General features: G+C 36.4%; 13 protein-coding genes. 9 read left to right on the forward strand and 4 right to left on the reverse strand.

Translation table 11 applies throughout. The features are described from left to right. Positions 1-116: 116 nt before the first annotated feature. Positions 117-977, reverse strand: a complete 861-nt coding sequence (locus ACPDG9_RS08125) for a hypothetical protein (RefSeq protein ID WP_430527262.1) — start codon at positions 975-977, stop codon at positions 117-119. Between the two features lie 437 nt (positions 978-1,414). Here ACPDG9_RS08125 and ACPDG9_RS08130 point away from each other — a divergent pair, with 437 nt between their 5' ends. The 6 genes from ACPDG9_RS08130 (at position 1,415) to ACPDG9_RS08155 (ending at position 6,223) form a co-directional block, all read left to right on the forward strand. After that, positions 1,415-2,365, forward strand: coding sequence for an ABC transporter permease (locus tag ACPDG9_RS08130; RefSeq protein ID WP_430527263.1), 951 nt, complete (start codon positions 1,415-1,417; stop codon positions 2,363-2,365). Then, positions 2,358-3,305 (forward strand): iron chelate uptake ABC transporter family permease subunit, encoded by a 948-nt coding sequence (locus tag ACPDG9_RS08135; protein WP_430527264.1) that lies wholly within the window; start codon positions 2,358-2,360, stop codon positions 3,303-3,305. Before ACPDG9_RS08130 ends, ACPDG9_RS08135 begins: the two co-directional genes overlap by 8 nt. Next, positions 3,302-4,060, forward strand: coding sequence for an ABC transporter ATP-binding protein (locus tag ACPDG9_RS08140; protein ID WP_430527265.1), 759 nt, complete (start codon positions 3,302-3,304; stop codon positions 4,058-4,060). The genes ACPDG9_RS08135 and ACPDG9_RS08140 overlap by 4 nt, the downstream gene beginning before the upstream one ends. A 17-nt stretch (positions 4,061-4,077) precedes the next feature. Beyond that, positions 4,078-5,016 carry a siderophore ABC transporter substrate-binding protein gene (locus ACPDG9_RS08145; RefSeq protein ID WP_430527266.1) on the forward strand — a complete coding sequence of 313 codons (939 nt, stop codon included), beginning with the start codon at positions 4,078-4,080 and terminating at the stop codon, positions 5,014-5,016. Positions 5,017-5,180: 164 nt separating this feature from the next. Further along, a complete protein-coding gene (locus ACPDG9_RS08150) occupies positions 5,181-5,756 on the forward strand; it encodes a hypothetical protein (protein ID WP_430527267.1) in 576 nt (191 codons plus the stop codon). A 326-nt stretch (positions 5,757-6,082) separates the two neighbouring features. Then, on the forward strand, positions 6,083-6,223 hold the full coding sequence (locus ACPDG9_RS08155) for a hypothetical protein (protein WP_430527268.1): 141 nt from the start codon (positions 6,083-6,085) through the stop codon (positions 6,221-6,223). Positions 6,224-6,292: 69 nt separating this feature from the next. On the opposite strand, the gene kdsA is transcribed toward ACPDG9_RS08155, so the two are convergent. Both kdsA and ACPDG9_RS08165 read right to left on the reverse strand, forming a co-directional pair. After that, positions 6,293-7,111, reverse strand: a complete 819-nt coding sequence (kdsA, locus tag ACPDG9_RS08160) for a 3-deoxy-8-phosphooctulonate synthase (protein WP_430527269.1) — start codon at positions 7,109-7,111, stop codon at positions 6,293-6,295. A gap of 19 nt (positions 7,112-7,130) precedes the next feature. Then, positions 7,131-7,688, reverse strand: coding sequence for a DUF4199 domain-containing protein (locus tag ACPDG9_RS08165; protein WP_430527270.1), 558 nt, complete (start codon positions 7,686-7,688; stop codon positions 7,131-7,133). Between the two features lie 163 nt (positions 7,689-7,851). Between ACPDG9_RS08165 and ACPDG9_RS08170 the strand changes: the two genes are divergently transcribed. The 3 genes from ACPDG9_RS08170 to ACPDG9_RS08180 are packed head-to-tail and all read left to right on the forward strand — an operon-like array spanning position 7,852 to position 11,373. Further along, positions 7,852-8,340, forward strand: coding sequence for a SixA phosphatase family protein (locus tag ACPDG9_RS08170; protein ID WP_430527271.1), 489 nt, complete (start codon positions 7,852-7,854; stop codon positions 8,338-8,340). A gap of 3 nt (positions 8,341-8,343) precedes the next feature. Then, entirely contained in the window at positions 8,344-10,452 is a 2,109-nt protein-coding gene (ppk1, locus tag ACPDG9_RS08175) for a polyphosphate kinase 1 (RefSeq protein WP_430527272.1), read from the forward strand. A 3-nt stretch (positions 10,453-10,455) separates the two neighbouring features. Continuing rightward, entirely contained in the window at positions 10,456-11,373 is a 918-nt protein-coding gene (locus ACPDG9_RS08180) for a Ppx/GppA phosphatase family protein (protein ID WP_430527273.1), read from the forward strand. Positions 11,374-11,431: 58 nt separating this feature from the next. Here ACPDG9_RS08180 and ACPDG9_RS08185 read toward each other — a convergent pair whose 3' ends face one another. Beyond that, positions 11,432-12,190 carry a TIGR02757 family protein gene (locus ACPDG9_RS08185; RefSeq protein ID WP_430527274.1) on the reverse strand — a complete coding sequence of 253 codons (759 nt, stop codon included), beginning with the start codon at positions 12,188-12,190 and terminating at the stop codon, positions 11,432-11,434. Positions 12,191-12,203 lie beyond the last annotated feature (13 nt).

A 12,203-nucleotide genomic window follows, 5' to 3' on the forward strand; every position in this document is an offset into this window, starting at 1 on the left:
CTAAGATTGCAATTGTTTGGAAACGGAGGTTTTCCGTTCGCCATATTCCATAAAAAAAACATCCTGCTGAAGGGATGTTTTATATTTTTACTGTAGCTCGATTTTTAGTATGCGATTTAAATAGAAGGAACGATATGGTAGTCGTAATACAACCTCATATGTAAATTTCTTTTGGTTTTTGCTCCTTTGTAAATCGTTGTTGTTATCGGAAAATGATCTTCATTATAGGTATATTCAAAGGTAAATGTCGGTTCACTTCCAATTTTATAACTCTTGATCGTATGCGGAAAGGCATATGTAATCGGTATGAAGTAAAGATCGTTAAAAATAAGCGTGGTTAAGTCAAAAGGCAATGAATAGAACGGATTCTTCCCACGATCATATGTAAAATTAACCGTATAATTATACGTATCAGTTAATTTAATAAGCTCTCCTTTTGCATTATATGAATAATTAACCTCGAACTCAACTCCATTTGTTGTATTCGTACTATGCGATTTTACGAATTGCTGATTTGAATTGTACTTGAGTTGATGCTCGTAAAAACCGAGGTCAATATCCGATATGGTGTAGTTTTGGACTAATCTGTTATCATAGGTAAAGGTGTGATTTGTAATAGCAGCGCCTCGATGTTGTACTTCATAAGAAGTCAGATCATTGTTTTCATTGCATTTATACGTTATGGGATGAGGTATAGCAATAGTGGGGACTCCCGTTTGTAAAACATGCGTGTCTCTGCGGATAGAATCTAATTGCGTAGCGTTTTTGTAGTAGAAGTTATAGGAAACTTGTTTTGTTTCCTTGCTACTGGTATGATTGCCTGTGGCATCACTTTCAACGTTGTAATAGATCGAATTGACTTGTTTTAAAAGGTAGTGTTTGGAAGTCGTAGTAGAAGTGGATTGAGTGTCATCTGAACTACAGCTTCCTAAAAGTAAAAGACTAGCTAAACCTACTAGTTGGAGTGTTTTGAACATAATTCGTTTGTTTTAAGCAACGCGAAGTTAAGTTTTTTTTAAGGATAATTTTAAGTTAAGGCTCAACCAAAGTAAAACTGTCGAAGGAGGGGTAAGGTGAAATCCCTCTGCGAAGAGAGTACAGCCGTTGGCTAATTTGAAACCCTTCCGCATTTGCACGTATACAAGTAAAGTGTTATTTTAGCTTTATCTCGTAAAAAAAATATGTTTTTTGTCGAATTGTGGTATTCTTGGAAATTACACCAGATTATTTGGGCTTTGGGCAAGATCAATCCAAAAGTTTAAAGCTTTCTGATTTGTGAGCTAAGCTGTTGAAGATATGAGAATTTTAATGATTCCTTTTGGCTAAAAGAAAACAAATTTATTTTTTTCTACTCCCTCATGTTTTATATATTTGTTCTTATTTGATTTTATTCTAAATAAAAATAAGGTATTTTATGCTAAGAATAGGCTTAGTTATGCTATTGATAGTACTCTCTTTTTTATCCATTTTTGTGGGTGTAAAAGAGATTTCTATTTTTGATTTGCATCGTTTAGATAAGGATGAATTACTCGTGATTTTTGTCAGCCGCGTTCCTCGAACAATTGCTGTACTAATTGCAGGAGTAGGGATGAGTATTTCGGGTTTGATTGTACAGCAAATCTCGTTGAATAAATTTGTTTCTCCTACCACCATGGGGACCCTTGATGCCTGTAAGATGGGAATTCTATTTAGTATGATTCTGTTTCCCAATGGAGGAATTGTTTTTAAAACAGTCTTATCTTTCACCATAGCCTTACTGGCTAGTATTGTCTTTTTGCGTTTAGCGAGTAAGATCAAAGTGCAAAACGTCATTTTTATTCCCTTAATCGGTATTGTCTTTGGTAATATATTAAGTGCTATTGCTACTTTCTTTGCCTTTCGCTATAACCTTGTTCAAAATATGGATGGTTGGATGATGGGAGATTTCTCTTCTATACTAAAAGGGAATTACGAAATATTGTACCTCGGTGTTTTAGTGGTTATTTTATGTTATTTATACGCGAACAAATTTACTATTGTAGGTTTAGGGGAAGATACAGCTACGAGTTTGGGGTTAAATCCCAAGCGTATTATGTATATCGGATTGGTATTTGTTTCGATTACGTCTACTGTAGTGGTACTCACTGCAGGGGTGATTCCTTTCTTAGGGTTGATCGTACCCAATGTGGTGAGCATGATCTTCGGGGATAACTTGCGCAAAACCATCAGTTATACCGCTTTAGTTGGTGCTATATTCTTGTTGGTTTGCGACTTAATTAGCCGTTCATTGATTGCGCCTTACGAAATACCAATCGGACTTACTGTGAGCATTGTTGGTGGTGTCGTGTTCTTATATTTAATTCTAAAAAAGACAAAACATGCCTAAAACTAAATTAGTAACTCTGTTGATTGTGGCCTTACTCGTTAGTATTGCCATTTATATGTTTACATTTACGGGAACGAAATTAGACTATGTTTTACCTCGTCGTGGGTTTAAAGTTCTAGCGATGTTACTCGTATCTTTTGGGATTGCCTATTCTTCTGTAGTCTTTCAAACCATTACAGCGAATCGAATTTTAACGCCTTCTATTATGGGGTTTGATTCTTTTTTCTTGCTGTTGCAATCACTGATTGTTTTTTGGTATGGAGATCGAACGTTTCAAGTATTAGGCTCGGAATGGAACTTTGTCTTGTCCGTAGCTTTGATGATGGTCTTCGCCGTGGTGATGTATTTTGCCGTATTTAGACGTGAAAGTAAAGGATTGTATACTCTGCTCCTCGTGGGGCTTTTAATCGGGACCTTGTTCAAAAGTGGAGCGTCGTTTATTATGTTACTCATTGATCCCAATGAGTTTACCATTATCCAAAATGCAATGTTCGCGTCTTTTGAACGCATTAATCTGAAAATTTTGAGTATCGCAGCAGTGATACTAATCGCAACAATGCTGTATGGTATTCGCTATTTCAAACAACTCGATGTTCTTAGTTTAGGACGGGAGCACGCAATTAGCTTAGGTGTAAATTACCACAAGGTGGTGCGTGCCAATTTAATTTTTATTTCGATCATGGTTGCTGTATCAACGGCATTAGTTGGACCTATAACTTTTTTAGGGCTCTTAGTAGCCAATTTAACTTATGAATTGGTGAAGAAGAATAACCATGCCTTACTCGTGTTTACCTGTTGTTTGTTGACTTCAGTTACCGTTATCGGCGCACAGTATTTAGTCGAACATCTGTTTAATCTGACAACTACAGTAAGTATTATCATCAATTTCGTCGGAGGAATTTATTTTATCTACTTGCTGTTAAAAAGTAATAAAGTATGATTCAAGTTAATCAAGTATCCAAATCGTATGGAGAGAAACTGATCTTAAATCAGGTATGTGTAAGCTTCCCCAAAGGAAAAATATCGTGTTTTATTGGTGGAAATGGAACGGGAAAAAGCACCTTGTTATCGATTATTAGTCGCTTAGTATCCCGAGATAAAGGAGAGATTAATTTACTCAACAAAGAAGTATTGAGCTATACCCATGAAGACTTTGCTCAACGCTTAGCTATTCTCAAACAAAGCAATAGCCCCAATATTCGCCTAACAATTAAAGAGCTCGTTTCTTTCGGACGTTTTCCACATTCGAAAGGAAGATTAAAAAAAGAAGACCATACAAAAATAGAAGAGAGTATTGCCTTTATGGGGTTGAAAGATATTGAGGATCAGTTTATTGATGAGCTCAGTGGAGGGCAACGACAACGCGCGTTTCTCGCTATGGTTTTAGCACAGGATACAGAGTACATCTTGTTAGATGAACCCCTGAATAATCTAGACATGAAACACTCGGTCGAAATTATGAAGACGTTACGCGAATTAGCAGATAAGTATCAAAAAACGATCGTGATTGTTGTTCACGATATCAATTACGCAGCGGCTTATGCAGATTATATTGCTGCTGTAAAAAACCATCAAATCCTCTATTTCGGACCAACAAACGAAGTGATTACCGAGGAAAAAATGAAAGATGTTTTCGATATCGATATGAGAATTATCGATAATGGAGATCACAAAATTTGTGTCTATTTTAAATAATTTATAAAACCATCGTTATGAGTAAATTTATGATTAGCTGCCTAGCAGCAGCAACTTTTTTGTTTGTTTCATGTAAAGAAACAAAAAACGAAGAACAAAGTTCAACAACGGAACCTACAGTAGTGACTGTGGATCATTTATCGGGAACTTCAGAAGTACACGTTAATCCGAAGAATCCAGTGGTATTAACCTATGGGATATTGGATACCTTTGACGAATTGGGAATTCCTGTAAAAGGAGTACCTGGATCAAATTTACCACAGTACTTAGAAAAATTCAATGCTAGTGAATACGATAATGTTGGAGGAATTAAAGAACCGAATGCAGAAAAAGTAAATGCAGCAGATACAGAATTAATCATTATCTCTGGTCGTACGGCTTCGATGTACGATGAATTCAAAAAGATCGCTCCAACGATTAATTTAGATGTAGATGCTAAAGATTACCTGAATTCATTCAAGAAAAATCAACGTATTATCGGCCAATTGTTTGGCAAAGAAGAGCAAGTAGAGCAAGAATTAAAAGACATCGACGCTCGTATAGCTAAGATTAAAGCCAGTACTGAAAACTCAGATAAAAAAGGCTTAATTGTATTAGTGAACGAAGGACGCATGAGTTCTTATGGAAAGGGATCTCGTTTTGGAATTATTCACGATGTATTCGGAGTAAAACCAGCAGATGAGAACATTGAAGTAGCTACACATGGGCAAGTTATTTCGAACGAGTTGATTAAAGAATTAAATCCTGATTACATTTTTGTTATCGATAGAGGTGCTGCAATCAAACGCGCTACATTAAGCAAGGAAGAGTTTTCAAATGCATTAGTACAACAAACAAATGCGTATAAAAATGATAAAATCATCTTCTTAAATCCTGAAACTTGGTATTTATCAGGAGGAGGGCTAAAATCAATCAAAATGATGATTGACGAAGTAGAACAAGCTGTGGCGAAATAAGTAAAGTTGTTGTTAATTTCAAACCAGTAAAACGAGTGAGTACACCAACGTGTACTTGCTCGTTTTTTTTTGTTTAAAGACACGGTCAAATCAAACTTTTTTTTCTTTACATTCGCAAAAGAAATCAACCAATACTAACCTTTTTTAGCCCTATCTTTTTGCTCATGGATGATCAATTTACGACTAATACTGTGGTCAAGCGTTTGTTTAAAGATGTCCAAACACTGTTGACCATCGCTTACTTAGTAGCTGTTGGCATCGGTATGTTGTTCAACTACAAGAAATTTATTCTATTTGAGATCAATGTTTTTGATTATGCAGGGTTATTTGATTTCCTGATTGCACCATTCGGTGACTTTATGATTTTACTATTTACTTTGGGAACCATCCTTTTAACGGTTCTCATCTATCGAGTGGATGTGTTTTGGCAAAAAAAACACCCGAACTCGTATGCCAAGTGGATGTTTAACCTCGATCCAGGAAAGTGGTACGCGAAGCAAAAACTCAGCACGGGAATTCTGCTTTTTGTTTTATATCTGTTCTTAGGAGCTCATGTTTATGCCGAACGCTATAAACGCGCAGTGGTCAATCAAGATTTGATTGGCGTTACCTATGCGGATAACAGCCGTACGGAGGGAATTTTAATCGGCAAAACGACTGATTATATTTTTTTACAACAAGGAGAAGAGATAAAAGTAATCCCGATGAATGCCTTGATTAAAGAAATTAAATTGAAATAGGGTAGAAGTATAGGAAGAATACTACCCAATTCTAGTGATTTTTTTACTTTTTATACGCTGGTTGTTTTTTTAAAATTGGGTTCGCTTTATTTTTGACTGAAAATAAAGCTATGGCACATTGCATCTACATTTACAATATAGACTCTGAAACTCATCAAACATACTCAGGTTATCTAGGAGAGTGGAACTACGTCATTCCTGATTTGTTGTTTCCCTTGTTGTCTGCCAACCCCCAAACAATACGTTTTATGTCGATGCAAGTGACGTGTTTACGATGAATGAAGAAAAACCCAAAGAACAAGCCAAACAATGGGTAGAAGAAATTAATGAAAAAACTAGTCAAACAAGTTGTTGAAACATACAATCAAGATAGACCTCATGGAGCTAATTATACGCTAATTCCTAATCAAATGTCTAAAATTAAGAATATCAAATTTAGAGAGTATAAAAAAACAGTAGCAAACTAAAGCTTACTACTGTTAAGTATTATAATTTTAAATTATTAATCCTGTATCGATTTTTCAGGACTAGGTGTATTAGAACTGGCGAACCGTTTGCCGAATAGCAACTAATTTTGTCATTAAATCTTCGAAGTGATTCAAGTGGAGCATATTGGCTCCATCACTTTTCGCTTCAGCAGGGTTGAAGTGCGTTTCTAAAAAGATTCCATCAACACCTACAGCAATTCCCGCTTTGGCAACAGTTTCGATCAAATCTGGTCGACCACCTGTTACACCACTGGATTGGTTGGGCTGTTGTAAGGAATGCGTAATATCTAGTACTGTCGTTGCAAACTGTTTCATGGCTGGAATTCCACGATAGTCAACAATCATATCTTGGTAGCCAAACATGGTTCCTCTATCCGTAACCATAACACTTTCGTTTTGGCAATCCAATACTTTTTGTACCGCGTGTTTCATACTTTCCGGACTCATGAATTGCCCTTTCTTTAAGTTGACTACTTTTCCTGTATTGGCTGCTGCAACCACTAAATCTGTTTGACGCACCAAAAAAGCAGGAATTTGTAAAACATCAACGTATTCAGCAGCTAAAGCCGCATCTGAAGACTCGTGTATATCGGTAACAGTTGGTACACCAAATTCTTTTCCTACTTTGGCTAAAATCTTCAAAGCTTTCTCATCTCCAATTCCAGTAAAACTGTCAATTCTTGAGCGATTTGCTTTTTTGAAGGACCCTTTAAATACATAGGGAATTTGAAGCTTATCCGTTACTTTGATGATGTGTTCTGCAATGCGCATCGCCATATCTTCACTTTCAATAGCACAAGGACCAGCCAATAAAAAGAAATTATCGGCCTCTGTATTTTTTATTAGGGGTATATTTCGGATATCCATAGTTGAGTTTTTAATTGTGTTATTTTCTTTTTGCTTTACTTTTTTGCTTCTTCACTTTTACCATTTCTGGTTTTTGAGCAGCCGCTTTTATTTGGTCGTAATTCTTCGTCTTCATGAAGTACGAAATTACAGTAGTAAAGATAATACCAAATGATAGATTATTCATCACACCATTTCTTAAAAATAAGTCAAAAGAAGCATTTTGTAAAGCTTCTTCAGGCGCCATTTTCGCTTCGTTGATCAAGGCTTGTTGTAGTGTCTCCATAAAATGTGGACTCACTTGATTGAAGGTGATGAATTGAATGATAGGAAAGAAAAGCGTAATCATTACACATAGTACTAATCCCGTCATAAATGCCTGTTGCCATTGCATGACATTATTATAGTATTCACGCTTTTTTTGGCGAATTCCCAACCAGTAAAAAATAAAGAGTAAAAAACTAAATAGCATTTCATGCAGTACTTCAAAACGCACCTTTTCCGTGTGAAATCCCATTGATTTTCCTATAAACATCCAAACTAGAGCCGCTAAGGTTGCCAAAGCTGCCCATTTGAATTCAATAGAGAATTTTTTCATTGTATGAGCTTAAAATATAATACTTCAAAAGTAAAGTTTTTATTTTATAGGCTAAAATATATTTTTTTATAATTATTTTCCTTAGATTTAATAAGAAGAATGAGAAAATAAAATAAAACAACCACTAAATTATAATTAAATTTAGTAAAAAAAATAATTAGTTATGAAAACCCTTATTTTAATCAGACATGCTAAATCGTGTTGGGACACTATTACAGCGGATAAAAATAGACCCATCTCCAAAGATAGAGGGGTGCAAGATGCCCTGTTGGTTTCTCATGCCATCGGCTCTCTTTTGCCAGAGCGATTTCTTGTCTGGACTAGTACAGCCAAGCGCGCACAACAAACGGCTGCTATTTTTTGTCAAAACCTCGATATCAACCCAGCTTATGTCATTGAAAAAGAAGATATCTATACTTTCGACGTCAAGAAACTGGCACGAACGATAAAAAAATGTGAAAATACACACAATGCACTGATTATTTTCGGACATAATGATGCTATCACAGATTTTGTTAATAAATTTGGTATGGTTTCGATTGATAATGTCCCCACATCAGGAGTAGTCGTGATGGACTTCCCCCAAGAGGAATGGAAAGAGATTAAAAACGGAACGGTAATAAGTAAAGTTTTTCCTAGAGATTTAAAATAAGAAATGAATACAACTACTGTAACACCAAAATATTATTATGTTGATCGTGAGAAAAGCTGGTTGGCTTTTAACGAGAGAGTTTTACAAGAAGCAGGTGATGTAACCGTCCCTTTACTCGAACGATTGCGTTTTATCGGAATTTTTTCCAATAATTTAGATGAGTTCTTCCGGGTGCGTTATGCAACGATTCGACGTATGGTCTTAACTGGTGAAGGTAATCGCCGATTAGGGAGTGGTGTTGTAGTGAAAGATTTATTGAAGGAAATTACCAACCGAGTAATTGTCCTGCAAAATGAAAGTTTACGCATTCTAGCTGAAATTGAAAAACAACTAGAAGCAGAAAATATTTTCATCGTAAACGAAAAAATAATCAATGACAAGCAAAAGGCCTTTGTCAAAGATTACTTTTTACATACGTTGTCTCACGATTTAGTAACCGTAATTCTCAGTGATTTAGCGCCTTTTCCTTTATTGAGGGATACCCACGGCTACTTGGCAGTGAAACTAGAAGTCGATGAGGCTTTGCGCTCTAAGCGTAGTAAAGCGAATAAAAGAGAAAAGGGAACGAGGTACGCTATTATTGAAATTCCCAATATTGTCAATCGATTTGTTGAATTGCCCTCAGATGATGATAAAAAATACATCATTATGATCGATGATATTATTCGCCATAATTTGGCGTCTATCTTTAGTATTTTTGATTATAAAGCAGAAAAAGCGTTTATGATTAAAATTACTCGAGATGCTGAATTAGGGGTGGATACAGATCTTCATAAATCGTTTGTAGAAAAGATTTCCAGTGGAGTTAGAGATCGCAAAGAAGGGGAGATCGTACGTTTTGTCTACGATCAAGAAATGGATCAAGACTTGTTGGACTATCTCTTGGAAAATGTTGAAATTGAAATGAATGATAGTATTATCCCAGGAGGACGTTACCACAATCGTCGTGACTATATGAGTTTTCCAACACTTGGTCGATCGGATTTAACCTATCCGAAACAGATACCCGCTGCTGTTGTAGGGCTGGATATGGAAGACAGTATCATCCAACAATTGCAAAAACGCGATTACTTGATTTATACTCCCTATCAATCGTTTTCTTATCTCGTGCGTTTGTTGCGAGAAGCAGCTCTAGATCCACAAGTACTGTCGATTAAAATTACGCTCTACCGTTTGGCTAAAAACTCACAAATTATTAGTTCTCTAATCAATGCGGTAAAGAATGGAAAAAAAGTAATTGCACAAATCGAGTTACAAGCGCGTTTTGACGAAGCAAGTAATATTTACTATTCAGAATTAATGCAATCAGAAGGTGTACAGTTGATCTTTGGTGTAAGAGGATTAAAAGTACACAGTAAGATTTGTGTGATTGAGCGATTGGAAAATAAAAAGATTAAACGCTACGGATTTGTTTCAACAGGAAACTTCAATGAAAGTTCAGCAAAAATATACACCGATGTGACCTTATTAACCGCTCATAATCAAATTATGAAAGAGGTTTCTAAAGTTTTCGAATTCTTGCAAGTGAACTATCGCGTACACAAGTACAAAGACCTTTTAGTTTCTCCACATTATACGCGATCAGGATTTAATAAATTAATTGATCGCGAAATACGCAATGCTAAAAATGGATTGCCAGCGTCAATTCGACTAAAAATGAACAGTCTATCTGATTTGAGAATGGTGGATCGCCTGTATGAAGCGAGTAATGTAGGAGTGAAAGTACAGCTGATCATTCGCGGTATTTGTTGCTTAGTTCCCGGAATCCCCGGAATGAGCGAGAATATCGAAGCAATTAGTGTAGTAGATCGCTTCTTAGAACACTCGCGCATTTATATTTTTGGAAACAATAACAATCCAGAAGTGTATATTTCCTCTGCCGATTTTATGACGCGTAACTTAGATGAACGCGTAGAAGTAACCTGTCCAATTTACGATGATAACATCAAGCAAGAATTGATAGAGACCTTCGAGATCGGGTGGAAGGGCAATATCAAAACGCGTATTCAGTCAGGAGATCTTTCCAATAAATACAGAAAAAGAGAAGGGGAGGCGGATTTTCAATCACAAAAGGAGATGTACCGTTATTACAAGAACAAACTTAAAGGATAATACATGCTAAAAATAAAGAAATATGCAGCCATCGATATCGGATCCAATGCCATGCGCTTGTTGATTATGAATATTGTGGAAGCCAAAGGGAAAGATCCTGTTTTCAATAAGAGTTCGTTAATTCGCGTTCCCATTCGTTTGGGGCAAGATGTCTTTACACAAGGCGAAATCAGCATCGAATCCAAACAACGCATGATTGAGGCGATGCAAGCTTTTTATTTGTTGATGCGCGTCAATAAGGTAGATCGCTTTATGGCCTGTGCAACAAGTGCCATGCGGGAAGCAGAAAATGGACAGGAAGTAGCAGAAGCTGTTTTAGCCGCATCAAAAATAAAAATTAACATCATTGATGGAGAGAAAGAAGCGATGATTATTGCCTCAACGGATTTAAAAAACTTCATCAACCAAACGAAGAATGTCATGTTCGTAGATGTAGGTGGGGGAAGTTCAGAGTTTACCATTTTTAAAGAAGGGGAGCCCATAGCCTCTAAATCTTTCCGCAACGGAACCGTGCGTTTGTTGAATGATATGGTTTCTAAAAGCGTTTGGAATGATATACAAAGCTGGGTCAAAGAAGAAACCAAACACCTGAATGATTTGATTGTTATTGGATCAGGAGGAAATATCAATAAGGCTTTCAAGATGTCTGGAAAAAGTCAGGATAAACCTTTGACTTATAGTTATTTGAATCAGCAATTAACCCGTTTGTCAGAGATGACGTACGATGAGCGCATTGCCATTTTAGGGTTAAATCCCGATCGAGCCGATGTAATTATTCCTGCGTTGCGCATTTATACCTTTGCGATGAAATCCAGTGGAGCCAAACAAATTTACGTCCCTAAAATAGGGGTATCCGATGGAATTGTCAAAGCGATTTACTTCGGTAAAATTCCGTTGGAATACCAAACTATTGTTTATTAGTTGATAGTTGATTTATTTGAAGAACAATAATCAACAAATATTTAACAACGAACAATCATCAAAATTTTTCAATCGCACCCAATCCAAACAAGGCAAAATCATATTTTACAGGATCAATAGGATCCAGTTCACGCAAAGCGGTGTCTAACTCTAAAAGGGCTTTCGCATCGTTTTGTGTGCGTTTTAGTATTCCTAATTTACGTGCCATATTTCCTGAATGTACATCAAGTGGGCAAGAAAGCTCACTTGGAGATACGCCTTTCCAGATACCAAAATCTACACCAGCATTATCATTGCGGACCATCCATCTTAGGTACATGTTAATCCTTTTTGCAGCCGAACCTTTTAACGGATCAGAAATGTGTTTTTGTGTACGTGCTTGATGTTGAATCTCAAAAAACAGCGTTTTAAATTTAGAGATGCGTGCTTGTAGTGGCAGATCGGAAGTACTAAACACCTCTTCTAATCCACCATGATGGCGATAAATATGTTGTAACGCTTGGATAAAAGTAGCGAAGTCAATACTGTTAAAGGTACGGTGAACAAAACCATCCAAAGCCTCTAAGTGGTCTTCGTTGTGATTCATTACGAAATCATAGGGGGAATTTCCCATGAGATCCATCATTTTATGCGCATTCTTGATAATCATCTTGCGATTACCCCATGCAATAGTAGCACTTAGAAAACCTGCAATTTCAATATCTTCTTTTTGGGTGTATAAATGAGGAATTTGTACTGGGTCATCCACGATAAAAGAAGGATTGTTGTACAGGACTACTTTCTCGTCTAAAAATTCTTTGAGTTCTGTTTGATTCATCTAACAAAGCTAG

Origin of the sequence: Myroides sp. C6-3 (genome assembly GCF_050522425.1) — a bacterium.
Classification (GTDB): Bacteria; Bacteroidota; Bacteroidia; order Flavobacteriales; family Flavobacteriaceae; genus Flavobacterium.